The 16792-nt window shown below is 69.5% G+C and carries 17 protein-coding genes; 7 read left to right on the forward strand and 10 right to left on the reverse strand.

The window, feature by feature from the left end:
* Positions 1 to 59: 59 nt before the first annotated feature.
* From AC1IQ6_RS19030 to AC1IQ6_RS19040, 3 genes are read right to left on the reverse strand one after another with little or no spacing between them, the layout of a single operon-like run.
* A complete protein-coding gene (locus AC1IQ6_RS19030; RefSeq protein WP_479730212.1) occupies positions 60 to 785 on the reverse strand; it encodes a 3-deoxy-D-manno-octulosonic acid kinase in 726 nt (241 codons plus the stop codon).
* Entirely contained in the window at positions 775 to 1200 is a 426-nt protein-coding gene (locus AC1IQ6_RS19035) for a group II truncated hemoglobin (protein ID WP_168202307.1), read from the reverse strand. The genes AC1IQ6_RS19030 and AC1IQ6_RS19035 overlap by 11 nt, the downstream gene beginning before the upstream one ends.
* Positions 1200 to 3731, reverse strand: a complete 2532-nt coding sequence (locus AC1IQ6_RS19040; protein WP_485865170.1) for an ABC transporter permease — start codon at positions 3729 to 3731, stop codon at positions 1200 to 1202. Before AC1IQ6_RS19040 ends, AC1IQ6_RS19035 begins: the two co-directional genes overlap by 1 nt.
* Positions 3732 to 3844: 113 nt before the next feature.
* Here AC1IQ6_RS19040 and AC1IQ6_RS19045 point away from each other — a divergent pair, with 113 nt between their 5' ends.
* The 3 genes from AC1IQ6_RS19045 to AC1IQ6_RS19055 all read left to right on the forward strand — a co-directional run bounded on the left by AC1IQ6_RS19045 (position 3845) and on the right by AC1IQ6_RS19055 (position 6746).
* Positions 3845 to 4819 carry a TRAP transporter substrate-binding protein gene (locus AC1IQ6_RS19045; protein WP_111827054.1) on the forward strand — a complete coding sequence of 325 codons (975 nt, stop codon included), beginning with the start codon at positions 3845 to 3847 and terminating at the stop codon, positions 4817 to 4819.
* Positions 4820 to 4935: 116 nt separating this feature from the next.
* A complete protein-coding gene (locus tag AC1IQ6_RS19050) occupies positions 4936 to 5436 on the forward strand; it encodes a TRAP transporter small permease (RefSeq protein WP_102774609.1) in 501 nt (166 codons plus the stop codon).
* 32 nt (positions 5437 to 5468) lie between these two features.
* A complete protein-coding gene (locus AC1IQ6_RS19055) occupies positions 5469 to 6746 on the forward strand; it encodes a TRAP transporter large permease (RefSeq protein ID WP_102774610.1) in 1278 nt (425 codons plus the stop codon).
* A 446-nt stretch (positions 6747 to 7192) separates the two neighbouring features.
* Here the strand turns inward: AC1IQ6_RS19055 and AC1IQ6_RS19060 are convergent, their stop codons facing one another.
* A complete protein-coding gene (locus tag AC1IQ6_RS19060; RefSeq protein ID WP_111827053.1) occupies positions 7193 to 8386 on the reverse strand; it encodes an amidohydrolase family protein in 1194 nt (397 codons plus the stop codon).
* Between the two features lie 4 nt (positions 8387 to 8390).
* The gene (locus AC1IQ6_RS19065) at positions 8391 to 9101 is read right to left on the reverse strand and encodes an aspartate/glutamate racemase family protein (protein ID WP_485865171.1); all 711 of its coding nucleotides are present in this window, start codon (positions 9099 to 9101) and stop codon (positions 8391 to 8393) included.
* Between the two features lie 217 nt (positions 9102 to 9318).
* Here AC1IQ6_RS19065 and AC1IQ6_RS19070 point away from each other — a divergent pair, with 217 nt between their 5' ends.
* The gene (locus AC1IQ6_RS19070; RefSeq protein ID WP_479730216.1) at positions 9319 to 9957 is read left to right on the forward strand and encodes a GntR family transcriptional regulator; all 639 of its coding nucleotides are present in this window, start codon (positions 9319 to 9321) and stop codon (positions 9955 to 9957) included.
* A 57-nt stretch (positions 9958 to 10014) separates the two neighbouring features.
* Here AC1IQ6_RS19070 and AC1IQ6_RS19075 read toward each other — a convergent pair whose 3' ends face one another.
* Positions 10015 to 10305: a DUF3579 domain-containing protein gene (locus AC1IQ6_RS19075; protein WP_102774614.1), complete on the reverse strand. Its 291-nt coding sequence runs from the start codon at positions 10303 to 10305 to the stop codon at positions 10015 to 10017.
* Positions 10306 to 10534: 229 nt separating this feature from the next.
* On the opposite strand from AC1IQ6_RS19075, the gene AC1IQ6_RS19080 reads away from it, so the two are divergent.
* Together AC1IQ6_RS19080 and argF are read left to right on the forward strand one after the other, a co-directional pair.
* The gene (locus AC1IQ6_RS19080; RefSeq protein ID WP_485865172.1) at positions 10535 to 11716 is read left to right on the forward strand and encodes an acetylornithine transaminase; all 1182 of its coding nucleotides are present in this window, start codon (positions 10535 to 10537) and stop codon (positions 11714 to 11716) included.
* A 54-nt stretch (positions 11717 to 11770) separates the two neighbouring features.
* The gene (gene argF / locus AC1IQ6_RS19085; RefSeq protein WP_102774936.1) at positions 11771 to 12712 is read left to right on the forward strand and encodes an ornithine carbamoyltransferase; all 942 of its coding nucleotides are present in this window, start codon (positions 11771 to 11773) and stop codon (positions 12710 to 12712) included.
* Between the two features lie 84 nt (positions 12713 to 12796).
* On the opposite strand, the gene AC1IQ6_RS19090 is transcribed toward argF, so the two are convergent.
* From AC1IQ6_RS19090 to AC1IQ6_RS19105, 4 genes are read right to left on the reverse strand one after another with little or no spacing between them, the layout of a single operon-like run.
* The gene (locus tag AC1IQ6_RS19090) at positions 12797 to 13360 is read right to left on the reverse strand and encodes a hypothetical protein (protein ID WP_485865173.1); all 564 of its coding nucleotides are present in this window, start codon (positions 13358 to 13360) and stop codon (positions 12797 to 12799) included.
* 13 nt (positions 13361 to 13373) lie between these two features.
* Positions 13374 to 13904 carry a carboxymuconolactone decarboxylase family protein gene (locus AC1IQ6_RS19095; RefSeq protein WP_485865174.1) on the reverse strand — a complete coding sequence of 177 codons (531 nt, stop codon included), beginning with the start codon at positions 13902 to 13904 and terminating at the stop codon, positions 13374 to 13376.
* Between the two features lie 4 nt (positions 13905 to 13908).
* Positions 13909 to 14862 (reverse strand): Bug family tripartite tricarboxylate transporter substrate binding protein, encoded by a 954-nt coding sequence (locus AC1IQ6_RS19100; RefSeq protein WP_485865175.1) that lies wholly within the window; start codon positions 14860 to 14862, stop codon positions 13909 to 13911.
* Between the two features lie 24 nt (positions 14863 to 14886).
* Positions 14887 to 15768: an amidohydrolase family protein gene (locus AC1IQ6_RS19105; RefSeq protein ID WP_102774619.1), complete on the reverse strand. Its 882-nt coding sequence runs from the start codon at positions 15766 to 15768 to the stop codon at positions 14887 to 14889.
* A 96-nt stretch (positions 15769 to 15864) separates the two neighbouring features.
* Between AC1IQ6_RS19105 and AC1IQ6_RS19110 the strand changes: the two genes are divergently transcribed.
* Positions 15865 to 16788 carry a LysR family transcriptional regulator gene (locus AC1IQ6_RS19110; RefSeq protein ID WP_485865176.1) on the forward strand — a complete coding sequence of 308 codons (924 nt, stop codon included), beginning with the start codon at positions 15865 to 15867 and terminating at the stop codon, positions 16786 to 16788.
* Positions 16789 to 16792 lie beyond the last annotated feature (4 nt).

A 16792-nucleotide genomic window follows, 5' to 3' on the forward strand; every position in this document is an offset into this window, starting at 1 on the left:
ATGATAAAGCTTTTTAGCGATCGCCTGCCCAACTTTGCCGGGTGATCGGCCCGGCGGCCTCAGGGCTGGATGCCCACGCCCCAAGCGGTCCAGTAGCTGTCGCGCAGGCGCAGCCAGAAGCGTTCGCCGTCCTCGCCCGCGACTTTGCGCAGCGAGCGGCGCAGGCGCTCCAGGTTGCCCTGGCGCTGCCGCTCCGACAGCGTGCCCTGCGTGCCGCGATCGAAATCGATCAGCCAGACCTGGCCGTCGCTGCCCACCAGGATGTTGAAGGCGTTGAGATCGGCGTGCCAGACGCCGGCCCGGTGCATGCGCACGATGGCCTCGGCCGCCGGCTGCCACAGGGGTTCGGCCAGCGCCTGGGCCAGCGGCCGCACGCCGGGTATGCGCTCGACCACGATGGCGGCGCGGTAGATCGGGCCCTGCCGCCAATACGCGGCGGCCAGCGGCGCCGGCACCGCCAGGCCCTGGGCGCGCATGGCGGCCAGCAGGCGGAATTCGCGGAAACTGCGGGTGCGGTCCTCGCCGTTCCACAGATAGGCGTCGCGGCTGATGCGGGCGATCATGCCGCCGCGGCGGTAGCGCCGCAGCACGCCCTGCCAGCCCGGGCCCTGGACGAACCAGGCCGCCTGGCGTCCGCCGGCGTCGACCGGGCGGGCCTGTTCGCCGTAATGGCCGGGGTTGAACAGCTCCGGACCGGCGTCCGGCAGGCGCGCGGCGTCGGACAGCATGGCGCCGGCCAGCGGGCCGGGCCAGGACTGGCGGCGGGCGGCGGCCTCAGCCTTCACGGTTGCGCATCCAGTCGGCCACGCCGTAGAACGACTGCAGCAGCCGGTCCACCAGGGCGGGCTCGATGTCGCGGTCCTGCATGGCGCGGCCGATGCAGGTCACCCACTGATCGCGCTCGGCCTCGCCGATCGAGAACGGCAGGTGGCGGGCGCGCAGCCGCGGATGGCCGAAGCGCTCGATGTAGTGGTCCGGGCCGCCGAAGTAGCCGCAAAGAAACCAGAACAGTTTGTCGCGCGCGCTGTCCAGGCTGGGGCCGTGAGCGGCGCGCAGTTCCTTCAGGTCGGGTTCCATGTCCATCAGGTCATAGAAACGATCGACGAGGGCGCGCACGCCGGCCTCGCCGCCTAGCAGGTCGAAAATGCTGTGGGAAGAGTTTTCCACGGGTTCGGTAATGGATTGGACGGAAGACGTCATCAGGTTTCTCGGAGGGTGACCAGGGGCGGCGTGCGCAGGACGCCGCGCAGGGCAAGCGCGCCGCCCGCCCAGGCGCCGAGCATGCCCGCGACGATGCCCGCCAGCCACGGCCAGAGGCTAAGCGTAATCGTGAAATCGAATACCTGGGTTGACAAAGCCCAAGCGATGGCCGTGGCGCCGGCGGCGGCCAGCAGGCCGGCCAGGCCGCCCACGGCCCACAATTCGATGCGCTGCGAGCGCGCCAGCTGGCTGCGGGTGGCGCCCAGCGCGCGCAGCACCGCGGCCTCGCGCATGCGCTCGTCGCGCGTGGCGGTCAGCGCCGCCGACAGCACCAGCACGCCCGCGGCCAGCGTGAACAGGAACAGCAGCTGCACCGCGCGGCCCACTTCGTTCAGCACGGACTGCAATTGCTGCAGGATGGCGCCCACGTCGAACACCGTCAGGTTGGGGAATTCCTTCACCAGCTCGGGCAGCACCGAGGCCTTTTCGGGCGGCAGGTAGAAAGAAGTGATCCAGCTTTGGGGCATGTCGGCCAGCGCGGCGGGGGTCAGGATGGCGAAGAAATTCACCCGCATCGTATCCCAGTCCACCCGGCGGATGCTGGAGACGTCCACTTCGACCTGCTGGCCGGCCACGTCGAAGGTCATCTTGTCGCCCAGCGCGATGCCCAGCGTCCTGGCCAGCCCGGATTCGAGCGAGACCTCGGCCGAGCCGGGCGCCAGCCAGCGGCCGGCCTCGATCCGGTTGGACGCGGGCAGCGTCTCGCCATAGGAAAGATTGAACTCGCGGTCCACCAGCCGCTTGGCGCGCGGTTCCTCGTAGTCGTCCGGACCGACCGGCTTGCCGTTGATGGCGATGAGCCGGCCGCGCACCATGGGCGCCAGCGCGATGCGGCCCAGCCCCGCGCGCGTGAGCGCGTCCGTCACGGCCTGGCGCTGGTCGGGCTGCACGTTGATCAGGAAGCGGTTGGGCGCGTCGGGCGGCAGGGTCCGCTGCCAGCCCAGGATCAGGTCGGTGCGCGTCATGGTCAGGAGCAGGAGCGCCATCAGGCCCACCGCCAGCGCGCACACCTGGGTGATGGTGGCGGCGCGCCGCCGCACCACTCCGGCCAGCGCGAAACGCAGCGCCGGCAGGCCGGCGGCCAGCCGGCGCACCCGCGCCAGGCCCAGGATGCAGAGCCAGGCCACCAGCGCGAACACCGCGAACGCGCCCAGAAAGCCCCCGGCCACCACCGCGCCCAGCTTGGCGTCGCCGGCGAACCACCAGATCAGCAGCGCGAAGCCGGCGGCGCCGAGCACGTAGCCCAGGGCGCTGCGCGCGCTGAGCGCGTCGGCGTCGCGCCGCAGCACGCGGGCCGGCGGCACGTGGCGCAACTGGGCCAGCGCGGGCAAGGCGAAGCCCAGCAACAGCAGCAGGCCGGTCAACAGCCCCTGCAGCGCCGGAATCGCCGAGGGCGCCGGCAAGGCCGTGTCGATCAGCGATCCCAGCAGCACGACCAGCACCTGGTGCACCGCGAAGCCCAGCAGACAGCCCGCCGCCGACGAGAACAGGCCCACCAGGGTGAACTCCAGCGTCAGCATGCGCGCGACCTGCGACTGCTGCGCGCCCAGGCAGCGCATCACCGCCACGCCGTCGCGATGGCGCGCCATATAGCGCCCGGCCGCCAGCGCCACGGCCACCGCCGAGATCAGCACCGCCAGGAGCGCCACCAGCGACAGGAAGCGCTGCGCCCGGTCCAGCGTGCGGCGCACTTCCGGACGGCCGGATTCCAGCGTGGCCAGCTTCTGGCCGCGCTTGAGGTTCTGCTTGAGCCAGGCCGAATAGCCGGCCACGGCGTCGGGCTGGCCGGCGACCAGCAAGGCATAGCCGATGCGGCTGCCCGGCGCGATCAGGCCGGTGGCCGGCAGGTCGCTGGCCCGCAGCAGCACCCGCGGCGCCACGTTCACGAACTGCATGCCGCGGTCGGGTTCATAGGTGATCACGCGGTCCACGCGCAGCCGGGCGTCGCCCACGTTCAGGCTGTCGCCCACTTTCAGGTCCAGCAGGGCCAGCAGCTGCGCGTCGACCCACACCGCGCCTTCGGGCGGGATCTCGCGCGTGGTCGCGTCGGGCGCGAACGGCGCATCGGCCACCCGCAGCGCCCCGCGCAGCGGATAGCCCGGCTCGACCGCCTTGAGCGCGGCCAGCTGCGCGCCGTCGCCGGCGCCCACCATGGACGGGAACTGCCAGGTGCTGGAGACCGCCAGGCCGCGCCCGCGGGCCTCCTCCAGGAAGGCGGGCGGCACCGGCTCGTCGGCGTCCAGCACCAGGTCGGCGCCCAGCATCTGCCCCGCATCGCGCTCCAGCGCGCGGCCGACCCGGTCTGCCAGGAAGCCCACGCTGGTCACCGCGGCCACCGCCACGACCAGCGCCAGCACCAGCAGGCGCAGCTCGCCGGCCCGGGCGTCGCGCATCATCATGCGGGCGCCCAGGCGCAGGGTGGACCAGAAACCCGGGCGCCCGGCCCGCGACATATCAGGGAAATCCATCATTCCGCAATGTTAACCAACGGCCAAGATCGGGGCCGAATCCCGATATCATCCCGGGGCGGGAGCTGTGCCGCCCCCAAAATACAAAGATCAAAGTCTCACCCCTGGAGAAGATTATGCGTAAATCCTGGCTTGCCGCCACGATTCTGGCCGCCTGCGCGGCCGCCACCTCCCTGCCCTCCGTGGCCCAGACCACCCTGAAGATGGCCTATGCGCTGTCCACGTCGTCGCACTACGGCGCCGGCGCCGACGCCATGGCCAAGTCCATCGAGGCGTCCACCAACGGCAAGTTCAAGGTGCAGCAGTTCGCCAACAGCGCGCTGGGCGGCGAACGCGAAGTCATCGAAGGCCTGCAGATCGGCACGATCGACCTGGCCATCGTTTCGACGGGGGCCACCCTGAATTTCGTGCCCGAAACCGGGGTCTTCGACATTCCCTTCCTGCTGCGCGACCTGGACCACGCCCGTAAAGTGCTCGACAGCAAGATAGGCCAGGACATGCTGGCAAAGTTCCCCGGCCGCGGCATCATCGCCCTGGCCTGGGGCGAGCAGGGCTTTCGCCACCTGACCAACAACGTGCGCCCGGTCAAGACCCCGGCCGACGCCAAGGGCCTGAAGATCCGCACCACCGAGAACCCGATCCACATCACGGCCTTCCGCCAGATCGGCATCCTGCCCACGCCCATGGCCTGGCCCGAAGTGGCCACCGCCCTGCAGCAGGGCACCATCGACGGCCAGGAGAACCCGCTGTCGGTGATCACCTCGGCCAAGCTGTCGCAGATGCAGAAGTACCTGTCGCTGACCGGCCACGTGTACGGCCCGGCCCTGGTGCTGATGTCGGCCAACGTCTATGAAGGCCTGTCGGCCGCCGACAAGGCCAATTTCGACCGCGCCGGCAAGGAATCGGCCCAGGCCATGCGCGCCTACGTCGACAACATCGAGAAGACCGGCGTGGAGCAGCTGAAGAAGGAAGGCATGCAGGTCAGCGAGGTCGACCGCGCCGCCTTCGCCGCCGCCGTCGAGCCGGCCTACCCCGAGTACTACAAGAAGTTCGACAAGAAGCTGATCGAAGCGATCCGCGACACCAAGTAATCAGTAGGAAGATCGGGACCCGCCCCTACCCGGGGCGTTTCGTCCCAGGCGGCGGGATCGCGGTCCCGCCGTTTTTCGTCCCCCACCCTTCGCGTACCTCGCCAACGGGATACATCATGCGTTTGCTTCGCGCTCTCGACCGCGGCCTGTTCAAGCTGGTCTCGGTCTTCGCCCAACTTCTGCTGGTGGCCGCCGCGGCCGCCGCCTTCTATCAAGTGATCGCCCGCTTCGTGCTGCAATCGCCCGCCGACTGGAGCGAGGTGCTGACCCGCGCCCTTCTGATCTGGACCGTGCTGCTGGGCGTGGCGCTGGCCTTCCGCCACGGCGCCATGATCAGCGTGGAACTGCTGCGCAACATGCTGGGCGGCGCCCGCCGCCGCGCGCTCGAAGCGGTCATCGGCCTGATCTGCGCCGGCTTCCTGGGCTTTCTGGCCTGGATCGGCGGCAACATGACCTACCGCGTGCGCTTCCAGACCGTACCCAGCCTGGACATTTCGATCTCCTGGATCTACCTGGCCATTCCGGTGGGCGCGACGCTCGCCGCCATCGCCGTGCTCGCCCGCTGGTGCGCCGGCGAGGAAGACGACGTGCCGGTGCGCAACGACGCCCAAGGCTGAGCCCTCCATAGAACACAAGCGCAGATATCGTTATGTCCCAACTCATGATTGTCTCGATGCTGATTTTCTTCGGGCTGTCCGTGCCGGTCGCCGTGTCGATCGGCCTGGCCAGCCTGGCGGGAGTCGGCGCCGCCAACCTGCCCTGGCTGGTGGTGGCCCAGCAATTGTTCGCCGCGCTGGACAAGTACCCGCTCGTCGCGATCCCCTTCTTCATCCTGGCCGGCAACCTGATGGAAGCCGGCGGCATTTCCGAACGCATGGTGGAGTTCGCCAAGAGCGTGGTGGGCGGCATCCAGGGCGGGCTGGCCTGCACCTGCGTGCTGACCTGCATGATCTTCGCCGCCGTGGCCGGCTCCAGCGTGGCCACCACCTTCGCCGTCGGCGCGATCCTGATTCCGGCCATGATCCGGCACGGCTATCCCGCGCCCTTCGCCGCGTCGCTGCAGGCCAGCGCGGCCGAGCTGGGCGTGATCATTCCGCCGTCGATTCCGATGATTCTGTTCGCGGTGTCCACCGACACCTCGACCGGCGAGCTGTTCATCGCGGGCGTGATGCCGGGCGTGCTGATCGGCGCGGCGCTGATGCTCTACGTGTGGCTCTACGCCAAGCGCAACGGCCTGGGCAAGCGCGACGGCGAAGGCCGCCTGCCGCTGTGGCCGGCGTTCAAGAACGCGTGGCTGGCGCTGCTGATGCCGGTCATCATCCTGGGCGGCATCTACGGCGGGATCTTCACGCCGACGGAGGCGTCGGTGGTGGCGGTGATGTACGCGGTGGTGGTGGGCAAGTTCATCTACCGCCGGCTGACTTTCAGGCAGTTGTCGCAGACGCTGCACAAGTCGGTGGTGTCGACGGCGGTGATCATGTTCGTGATCGCCAATGCGGGCGTCTTCAGCTTCCTGCTGAATCGCGCCGGGATCCCGGACGCGCTGGGCGTGTGGCTGGCGCAGATCTTCGACACCAAGTTCACGTTCCTGATGGGCATGAATGCGGCGCTGTTCCTGATCGGCATGTTCATCGAGACCTCGGCGTCCATCGTGGTGCTGGCGCCGCTCTTGCTGCCGGTGGCGCTGAAGTTCGGGGTGGAGCCGGTGCACTTCGGGGTGATCATGGTGGTGAACCTGGCGCTGGGGATGATTACCCCGCCGTTCGGGGTGAATCTGTTTGCGGCGTGCGCGGTGGCCAAGCTGCCTCTCGAACGGTTGATCAAGCCGTTGATTCCGTTCGTGGGGGTGGTGGTGGTCTGCCTGCTCGTGATTACTTACTGGCCGGGGCTGTCGCTGGGCTTACGGGATCTGGTGTACGCCAAGTGACAGGCATTAATCACTTATGTAGTTTATTTAATCACTAACGTGTGCTTTGTAGGCCGGCCTTTTATGTGGGCCGGCCTTTTTGTTTATAGGCCGCGCCTCGGGACGGGCGCCTGGGCTGCTCGCGCCCACGATTGCGGTCCGGGGCCTTCGCCCCGGACTTCCCCTTCCTCATCCTCGTCCGCCTTCGGCTCCCTTCGGATTCCGTCGGGCGCATCGAGGTTGCTCGCAACCCAGGCGCCCGCCCCGAGGCGCTACCTGTGTCTTGGATTGAGGCGCTGCTGGGTTTGTGGCTGGCCACGAATCTCTGTGTGCCCGCTGCCCGTGGCCGCCCGGGCGGCCACGGGCAGCATACGTGGTCGTGGCGTGGGGCGTGTGTACGCTTCGCGCTTGCGGGGGCTCGGCGTGTTTTTGGGGGGTGGTGATGGGGTTGAACTGATGGTCGGGTGCTACGGCGCCTTGGCTAGCGCCTGGCCGTCTCGGGCGACGATTTGGCCGCGCTTTACGACCAGTTTGCGTTGTGGGCGGGCGACGATGGCTTCGGGTACGGTTTCGGCGTCCACCAGCACGAAATCGGCGTGGCAGCCCGGGGCCAGGCCGTAGTCTTTCAGCCCCATCACGCGGGCGTTGCCGTAGGTGGCGGTGTGCAGGGCCAGTTCGAGTTCGTCGTCGCGGCGGAAGTTGTTGCGCAGGCCCAGGAGCATGGCGCGTTCCAGCATGTCGGGCTTGCCGTAGGGGCCCCAGGTGTCGCGCATGCCGTCGTTGCCGGTGCCTACCGTGACGCCGGCGGCGTGCAGGCGGGCGACGCTGGGGACGGGGCGCGAGGCCGAGCCGGTGGTGACGATGCGGATGCCGGCTTCCAGCAGGCCGTTGGCCAGGGCCTGCACGGCCTGGGTGTCGGGCATGCCCAGGCAGAAGGCGTGCGACAGCGTGACCTTGCCTTGCATGCCCAGCGCCAGCACGCGGTCTATGGTCAGCTGCATGGTGAAGGCGCCGAGTTCGGCGGCTTCGTGCAGGTGGATGTCTATGGGTTTGCCGTGCCTTTCGGCCAGGCCGAAGAGCGCATCCAGATGGCCTTTGGGGTCGCGGTCCATGCCTGCGGGGTCCAGCCCGCCCACCACCTCGGCGCCCATGCGCAGCGCCTCGTCCATGAGCTCCAGCGTGCCGGGGCGGATCAGCAGGCCGCTTTGCGGGAAGGCGACGATTTCCACGTCGATGGCGTCGCGGTACTGCTCGCGGGCGCGCATCACGCCTTCGATGGCGGCCAGCCCGAGGTCGGTGTCCACGTCCACGTGCGAGCGGATATGGCTGGTGCCGTCGGCGATCGACATCACGATCTGGCGGGCGGCCTGGCGGCAAGGGTCCAGGCCCAGTTCGCGCCTTGCGGCGCGTTCGTTTTCGATGCGGTCGATCAGGCGCGGCCCCACCTCGTTGCGGTACCAGGGCATGCCGTACAGGGTCTTGTCCAGGTGCGCGTGGGCGTCGATCAGGCCGGGCAGCAGCAGCGCGCCGCCGCCATCGACGACGGGCACGCCCTGCGGGGCGGGGCCGCCCAGGGCGTGGATGCGGCCGTCGCGCACCAGCACGGAAGTCATCTCGCCGCCGGCGGGGCGGACGCGGGTAAACAGGGTGGCGTTCTGCATGGTTCTACTTCCGTTCCAGGGACGCCAGGGCCAGCGCCTGCGCCAGCGCGGCGCGGTAGGAGTCGATGATGGGGATTTGCGGCTGGCGCGGCAGGCCGGGCAGGTAGCCGGCCAGCGCGGCGCCGGCCACGATGACCACGTCGGCGCCCTGCTCCACCGCGGCGTCCAGCGCCTGGCTGACCCGCTGCGCCGACTGCGGCGTGCGCGACGCGTAATCCAGGGCATGGCCCGGCAGGGCCAGGATGCCCGCGCAGCGCGCCTCCACGCCCAGCTGGCGGATCTGTTCGCGCAGCATGGCGGGCCAGCGCTGGCCCACCGTCACGATGGCGTAGCGGTCGCCGCGCTGCATGGCGCTCATGATGGAGGCCTCGGCCATGCCCACCACGGGCACGTCCACGCGCTCGCGCACCGCGCCGATGCCGGGTTCGCCGAAACAGGCGAGCACGCAGGCATGGAACGGCTGCGCGGCCTGGGCGAACTGGCGTTCCACGGTTTCGAGCACGGCGTGGGCGGAGATGGCCGCCTCGGCCCGGCTGGCGATGTAGGCGGGGCCGAATCCGACCGTGACGGCGTGGACCTGGGCGGCCTCGCCCAGGAAGGCGCGGGCCTGGCCGGCCAGGCTGGCGGTGAGGTCGGCGGTGGTGTTGCCGTTGACCACCAGCAGCCGGCGGGGCGCGGCGGCTGGCGGGGTGGCGGTATCGGGGGCTGCGGACATGATCGGGCCTGAATTTTTGTATAAATAAATGTATACGATTTTTGGACGGCGATGTATAGCCTGGCACTGCCGCAGCCAGCTATCGCTAACCCTGATCCGCCGTTGTAGTATTCTTTCCGGGCCGGCCCGCGTTGCCGGCCCAGGAGCCGACCCCACCATGACCTCCCCCGCGCCGGCAGACGCCCCCGCCAATCGCAACGAAATCGTATACAAAAATTTGCGCCGGGCCATTATCGAGCAGGCGCTGCTGCCGGGCGACAAGCTGCCCGAGGACATCATCGGCGAACGTTACGGCGTCAGCCGGACCATCGTGCGCGGCGTGCTGACGCGCCTGTTCAGCGAAGGGCTGGTGGACCTGCGCCCCAACCGCGGGGCCGCGGTGGCGCGCCCCAGCCTGGAAGAGGCGCACGACATCTTCGAGGCGCGCCGCTGCCTGGAGCGCGACGTCGCCCGCCGGCTGCTGCAACACATCGACGAGGCCGGCCTGGCGCGGCTGGAGCGCCACCTGGCGCTGGAAGAAGCAGCCCGCGGGCGCAGCGTCAACGAATCGATCCGCCTCTCGGGCGAATTCCACATCCTGATGGCCGAGCTGTCGGGCAATGCCGTATTTGCGCGCTACGTCAACGAGACCGTGTCGCGCTGCTCGCTGATCCTGGCCCTCTACGGCCGGCCGCATTCGAGCGAATGCGCGGTGAGCGAGCACCGCGAAATCGTGGCCGGCCTGCGCGCGCGCGACGAACGGCGGGTGCTGCGCCTGCTGGAGCACCACCTGGAAGCCGTCACCGCCCGCGCGCTGCTGAGCGCGGCCCCGGAAGAGCGCGATATCCGCAAGATCCTCGACCGCTACGGCGCCTGAACGCGGGCGGCCCAATGAAAAAGCGCCCGGTCTGGGGCGCTTTTTTGGTGTGGAAACCTAGATTTCGCGTTCTTCGGTCTTGAGCTTGTTGTCGTGGGCGAAATCCACCACGAACTTGTACGCCAGCGGCTCCAGGTCGCGCAGCCGCTGGTCGACCACGATCCCGCGCACGCCGTCGATCACGACCGGCAGCACATAGGGCGAATAAGTGAGGTGGTTACCGGCACAGCCGGCGGGGCGGAATTGTGCCATTACGCCGGCGAGCCGTTCCGCCCAGTCGCTGGGGCGGAAGCGGCTACCGCTTTCGGTAACGCCATGAATTACGAATTGTCTGACGCGAGTTGCCATGAGTTCTTCACTACAGCGCGCCCTTCACGAAAGCCGGATCTTCGGCGTGATCAAACATGCGCCCTGCGCCGCGAATTGTATATGATTGATCCTTTGCCCTCCTTAAAACGCCGATTTCCCAGGAGAAAGGCGGGTTTTGGAAGGCCGGCCGCAAGCCCGGTCGCGAGTCGACCCCGACTTGCGCCCACCTGCCCCTCGAATCGCCCCGCCTTACCCAGGAGGATCCGCAATGACCTCGCCTCTGGCCAACATCTATGCCCGGCTGCCGGTATCGTTCACGCACGGCCAGGGCGTCTGGCTGTGGGACGCCGAGGGCCGCAAGTACCTGGATGCGCTGGCCGGGATCGGCGTGTCCTGCCTGGGCCATGCCCACCCCGCGCTGGTGGCCGCGATCGCCGGGCAGGCCGCCCGCCTCATCCATATCTCGAATATCTACGAAATCCCGCAGCAGACCGCGCTGGCGGCCCGCCTGGCCGAACTGTCCGGCATGCAGGAAGTGGCCTTCAACAACAGCGGCTCCGAGGCCAACGAGGCCGCGATCAAGCTGGCCCGCTACTACGCCTACCAGCGCGGCAACTCGCATGCCCACATCATCACCATGGACTCGTCCTGGCACGGGCGCACGCTGGGCACACTGGCGGCCACCGGCAGCGACAAGGCGCGCAAGGGTTTCGGCCCCCTGCCCGAAGGCTTCATCCAGGTGCCGTACAACCAGCTCGACGCGGTGCGCGCCGCCGGCGACGCCGAACCGCGCACGGTGGCGGTGCTGCTGGAAGTGCTGCAGGGCGAAGGCGGCATCCGCCCGTCCGACATCGCCTACCTGCAGGCATTGCGCCGCCTGTGCACGGAGCGCGGCTGGCTGCTGATGATCGACGAAGTCCAGTCCGGCATCGGCCGCACCGGCAAGTGGTTCGCCCACCAGTGGGCCGACATCCGGCCCGACGTGATGACCCTGGCCAAGGGCCTGGCCGGCGGGGTGCCGATCGGCGCCATGCTGGCCGCCGGGCCCGCCGCCGGCGTGCTCACCCCGGGCACCCACGGCACGACTTTCGGCGGCGGCCCGCTGGTGTGCGCGGCCGGGCTGGCGGTGCTGGACGCCCTGGAATCCGAAAATCTGCTGGAAAACGCCCACGCCGTGGGCGCCCACCTGAAAGACGCCCTGGGCCGCGAGCTTGCCGGCACGCCCGGCGTCACCGAAATCCGCGGCCGCGGCCTGATGCTGGGCATCGAACTGGCCCGCCCCTGTGGCGTGCTGGCCATGCGCGCCATGCAGGCCGGGCTGCTCATCAACGTCACGCGCGACCGCGTCATCCGCATGCTGCCGCCGCTGATCCTCAACCAGGACGAGGCCGACCGCATCGTCGCCATCCTGGTTCCCCTCATCCGGGATTTCCTGGCCGAACAATCATAATCAACGCCCCGCCCGGGCCTTGCCCGGCCGGGCCCAATGACCTGCGACATCACCATGACTCCTCCCACGACCCAAAACGGCCCCCTGCGGCACTTCCTGCAGTTCAAGGACTTCTCGTCCGCCGAAATCGCCTACGTGCTGGAACGCGCGCGGCTGATCAAGGACAAGTTCAAGCGCTACGAACCCCACATGCCGCTGCACGACCGCACGCTGGCCATGGTGTTCGAAAAGGCCAGCACGCGCACCCGCGTGTCCTTCGAGGCCGGCATGTACCAGATGGGCGGCTCGGTCATCAACCTGACCTCCAACGACTCGCAGCTGGGCCGCTCCGAGCCCATCGAGGACACCGCGCGCGTGATTTCGCGCATGGTCGACATCGTCATGATCCGCACGTTCGAGCAGACCCGCATCGAGCGCTTCGCCTCGCACTCGCGCGTGCCCGTGATCAACGGCCTGACCAACGAATTCCATCCCTGCCAGATCCTGGCCGACATCTTCACCTACATCGAGCACCGCGGCTCGATCGCCGGCAAGACCGTGGCCTGGGTGGGCGACGCCAACAACATGGCCTACACCTGGCTGCAGGCCGCCGAAATGCTGGGCTTCACGCTGCACGTGTCCACGCCGGCCGGCTACGAGCTCGAAGCCGCCCGCATCGGCACGCCGCCGGCCACGGTGCTGCGCCAGTTCAAGGACCCCATGGAAGCCTGCAAGGGCGCCCACCTCGTCACCACCGACGTGTGGACCAGCATGGGCTATGAAGCCGAAAACGAAGAGCGCCGCGCCGCCTTCGCCGACTGGTGCGTGGACACCGACATGATGGCGGTGGCCGATCCCCAGGCCGTGTTCATGCACTGCCTGCCCGCCCACCGCGGCGAGGAAGTCACCGGCGAAGTCATCGACGGCCCGCAAAGCGTGGTCTGGGACGAAGCGGAAAACCGCATGCACGTGCAGAAGGCGCTGATGGAGTTCCTGCTGCTGGGGCAGGTGGAGTAATCGGGCGCCGGCTCGCGCCGGCCGATGGGTTACGCGCGCTGGGAACTTGAGTTCTTGCCCAGGAACTGCCGCGCTGCACCCATCCTACAAAATCCTGCGGAACATCGTGCGGCGCGTGTTGACGAACGACGGCCGCACGCGGCTGCTCCAGTCGCTGGCGCGCACGGCCAGCCACGGCGGGCTGCCGAAGGTCTCGCGCGTGTGCAGGTCGTAGCAGGCCAGATAGCGCGGGGGCTGGTCGCGGCATTCGTAGCGCACCGCGCGCACGGTGCCCGGCACCGCCGCCAGGCCCGGCAGATGCTCCTGGTCGTACCAGGCGTTCAGGTCCGCTTCGGCCTCGGGCCGCACGTCGGTCTCGACGATGTAGTGCCACGGGGCGTCCTGCCCCGCCGACGCCCCGGCCAATTCCAGCGTCCGATTCAGCACGCGGACGCGCAACGCCGGGAAATGTTCGGCCAGCCGGGCGCGGACCTCGGTCAGCACGGCGGCCGGCCCGCGCAGATAGATGTAGGTCTCGTCCTCTTCCACGGCGGCATAGCCGCGGGCGTGCACGCCTGCCAGGCCCCGCGTCAGCGTGCGCACGAATTCGCGCGCGCGCGGCTCGTCGCTGCGCGCGCCCAGCGAGACTAGAATCACCTGTTCCTGCACCTTGCTCTCCTTTTCAATGTCCGACGTGTAGCGCCACCAGAAAGCGCGACACCATGTTGTAGGCGGCGACGGTCGCCGTCAGCTCGACCAGCTGCGTATCGTCGCAGCGCGCGCGCAGCGGCGCGAACACGGCGTCCGGCACTTCGATATCGCGGGTCATGGCGTCGGTCAGCGCCAGCACCTCGGCCTCGCCCGGCTCCAGGCCGCGCAGTCCGGCCGGCGCGGGCCCGTCGCGCAATGCGTCGATCAGGGCCTGGGGCATGCCCGCGGCCAGCGCGTGCGGCACGTGCGCCTCGAACTCGTAGGGCGCGCCGTTCAGGGTCGCCACGCGCAGGATGATCAGCTCACGCAGCCGCGGCGGCAGCGCGGTCTTCTGGCGGATGGCCGTCAGCATGGCCTCCCAGCCCTCGACCACGGCGGGGCTGTTCAGCAGCACCTGGTACAGCGGCGAAATGCGGCCGCGCGCGGCGGCGATGCGCGCCTCCAGCGCGGCCAGTTCGGGACGGGCGCCCGGCGCCACGGGCGCGACTCGGCTTGCGCTCATGGCTTCACTCCGGACGGATGTTCTTGCGCTGGATCAGCGCGGTCCATTTCTCGCGGTCGGACGCGATCAGCGCGGCCAGTTCCTGCGGGGTGCCGGGCGCGGGCTGGGCGCCGAACTTCTCCAGCCGGGCGCGCACGCTCTCCGTCGCCAGCGCGGCGCGCACGGCCTGGTTCAGCCGCTCGATGACGGCCGGCGGCGTGGCGGCCGGCGCGACCAGGCCATACCAGTTGTTGGACTCCACCCCGGCGATGCCCTGCTCGGCCAGCGTCCTGACCTGCGGCAACAGCGGATGGCGCGTCGGCGCCGCAATTCCCAGCGCCTTGAGCTTGCCGCCCTGGATATGCCCGATCAGGCCGGGCACGTCGCCGAAGAAGCCCGCCACCTGGTTGCCCATCACGTCGTTGATGACCGGCGCGGCGCCTTTGTACGGCACGTGCAGGACGTTTGCGCGGCTGGCGTCGGCGAACATCTCCAGCGTCAGGTGCGGAATGCTGCCGATGCCCGAGGAGCCGATCGCCACGGCCTGCGTCGCGGCCTGCGACCGCTTGACGAAATCGGCCGCGTCGGTCGCCGGATTGGACGGGTTCACCACGAACACGGTGGCGTTGTTGACCACCTTGGACACCGGCGCGAAATCGCGCGCCGGGTCGTACGGCAGGTCCTTGTAGAGCGCCGGGCTGATGGCGACCGCGCCCACGCTGGTCAGGAACAGCACCGAGCCGTCGGCCGGCGCCTTGGCCACATAGGCCGCCGCGATATTGCCGTTGGCGCCGGCGCGGTTTTCCACGATGACCGGCTGGCCCAGCTCCTTGCCCAGCTGCTCGGCCAGCACCCGGCCCACCAGATCGACCGGCCCGCCCGGCGGAAACGCGACGACCAGGCGCACCGGCCCCTCGGCCCGGGCCGCGCTCAGCGCCGCCAGGCCCAGCAGGCCCGCGCACAGTATTTTCTTGAACATGATGTCTCCTTGAGTCGAATTTTCTTATCGTTCGCGCGGCGGCTCGAATCCGTACAGCCGCGCCGGGTTGTCCACCAGGATGCGCCGGCGCAAGGCCGCGTCGGGGCAGGCCTGGAACAGCAGGTCCACCAGCTCGCCGTCGTCGGGCATGTCGCCGGCCACGTTGGGATGCGGCCAGTCGGTGCCCCACAGGCAGCGATCGGGCAAGGCCTCGGCCAGCGCGCGCACGAAGGGCAGGCCCTCGGCGTACGGCCGCCGGCCCGAGGCGATGCGGTCTATGCCCGACACCTTGACCCAGGCCTGCGGCACCTCGGCCAGCGCCAGCATGGCCCGCATCGCCGGCGACGCCAGTCCGTCGGCCGCCTTCAGCCGGCCCATGTGGTCGATCACGAAGGGCAGCGGCAGCGCGGTCAGGCGCGGCAGCAGGCCGGGCAGCATGGCCCCGTCCAGATGCAGGCAGAGATGCCAGCCCAACGGCGCGATCAGCTTCACGACATGGTCGAAGACGGCAGGGTCGGGCGCGCCGCCCAGGTGCGGCACGAAGTTGAAGCGGGCGGCGCGCACGCCCGCCGCGTGCAGGCGTGCCACCTCCTCGCCGGTGGCGTGCGCGCCCAGCAGCGCGACGCCGCGATAGCGTCCGCCGCTGCGGGCCAGCGCGTCCAGCAGCGCGCCGTGGTCCGCGCCGTGGCAATTGGCCTGCACCAGCACCGCCCGCTCCACGCCCAGGCGCGCATGCAGCGCCGCCATCGCCTCGTAAGGCGCGTCCGGCGGCGTATAGGAACGGCCCTCGGCATACGGAAACACCGCGGCCGGCCCGAACACGTGGCAATGCGCGTCGCAGGCCCCCGGCGGCAGCGCATGGCTTGGGCGGGACGGCGAGGCGAGCGGAGGACGGCAATCGGGCACGGCGGCTTCCTGTGTGGGAAAGCCTCATGGTGGTGAATTGCCGGCCGCCAAACAATGCTATATCTTTGATTTCAGATATAGATTTTTGGCATATCCATGGATCTCAAGCAGATCGAGTACTTCCTGCGCGTGGCCGAAAGGCGCAGCTTCTCGCGCGCCGCCGAAATGCTGGACGTGGCGCAGCCCACGCTCAGCCGCCAGGTCCGCCTGCTGGAACTGGAGCTGGGCCAGCATCTGCTGTATCGCAACGGCCGCGGCGCCGAGCCCACCGAGGCCGGGCTGCGCTTCCTGGAACACGCCCGCGCCCTGCTGACCCTGGCCGAACGCGCCAAGGAAGACCTGCAAGGCCTGCGCGAAACGCCCACCGGCAAGGTGGTGGTGGGCCTGCCGCCGCGCATCGCGCGGGTGCTGACGCCGCCGCTGGTGCAGGCCTTCCGCCGCGATTTTCCCGACGCCTCCATCGCCGTGGCCGAAGGCCTGAGCGCCCAGGTGCGCGAATGGCTGCTGGCCGGGCGGGTCGACCTGGCCCTGCTCTACGATCCGGCCGCCTCGCCCCAGCTGGGCTACGAATCGCTGTTTCGCGAAGACCTGGTGCTGGTGGCCGCGGCCGGCCACCGCCCGCCCCTGCCGGCGCGCGTGGCCGTGGCGCAGCTGGGCGACTATCCGCTGGTGGTGCCCAGCCTGCCCAACGCCATCCGCACGCTGGTCGAGAGCGTGTGCCGCGCCCAGGGCGTGCGCCTGACGATCGCCGTCGAGGTCGACGCCGTGCAGACCATCGTCGAGCTGGCCGCCCAGGGCGACGCCTACGCCATCCTGCCGCGTTCGGCCGCAAGCGGCCCGGCCGCCGAGCACGCGCTGTCGCTGTGCGACATCCACAGTCCCACGATCACCAACGACCTGGTGCTGGCCAGCGCCCGCCACCGGCCGGCCACGCGCCTGGCCGCCGCCACCGCGCAGCTGATCCGCCAGCTCGGGGTGGCGGCGCTGTTCGCGCCGCGCGCGCCAGGCCAAAAGAGTTAAAAGA

It is taken from the genome of Achromobacter sp. MUI-25009338, from assembly GCF_057359325.1.

Coding starts and splice junctions, on each gene's coding strand:
- AC1IQ6_RS19035 (WP_168202307.1), bottom strand. CDS start 1,200: ATGACGTCTTCCGTCCAATCCATTACCGAACCCGTGGAAAACTCTTCC.
- AC1IQ6_RS19040 (WP_485865170.1), bottom strand. CDS start 3,731: ATGATGGATTTCCCTGATATGTCGCGGGCCGGGCGCCCGGGTTTCTGG.
- AC1IQ6_RS19045 (WP_111827054.1), top strand. CDS start 3,845: ATGCGTAAATCCTGGCTTGCCGCCACGATTCTGGCCGCCTGCGCGGCC.
- AC1IQ6_RS19050 (WP_102774609.1), top strand. CDS start 4,936: ATGCGTTTGCTTCGCGCTCTCGACCGCGGCCTGTTCAAGCTGGTCTCG.
- AC1IQ6_RS19055 (WP_102774610.1), top strand. CDS start 5,469: ATGTCCCAACTCATGATTGTCTCGATGCTGATTTTCTTCGGGCTGTCC.
- AC1IQ6_RS19060 (WP_111827053.1), bottom strand. CDS start 8,386: ATGCAGAACGCCACCCTGTTTACCCGCGTCCGCCCCGCCGGCGGCGAG.
- AC1IQ6_RS19065 (WP_485865171.1), bottom strand. CDS start 9,101: ATGTCCGCAGCCCCCGATACCGCCACCCCGCCAGCCGCCGCGCCCCGC.
- AC1IQ6_RS19075 (WP_102774614.1), bottom strand. CDS start 10,305: ATGGCAACTCGCGTCAGACAATTCGTAATTCATGGCGTTACCGAAAGC.
- AC1IQ6_RS19080 (WP_485865172.1), top strand. CDS start 10,535: ATGACCTCGCCTCTGGCCAACATCTATGCCCGGCTGCCGGTATCGTTC.
- argF (WP_102774936.1), top strand. CDS start 11,771: ATGACTCCTCCCACGACCCAAAACGGCCCCCTGCGGCACTTCCTGCAG.
- AC1IQ6_RS19095 (WP_485865174.1), bottom strand. CDS start 13,904: ATGAGCGCAAGCCGAGTCGCGCCCGTGGCGCCGGGCGCCCGTCCCGAA.
- AC1IQ6_RS19100 (WP_485865175.1), bottom strand. CDS start 14,862: ATGTTCAAGAAAATACTGTGCGCGGGCCTGCTGGGCCTGGCGGCGCTG.
- AC1IQ6_RS19110 (WP_485865176.1), top strand. CDS start 15,865: ATGGATCTCAAGCAGATCGAGTACTTCCTGCGCGTGGCCGAAAGGCGC.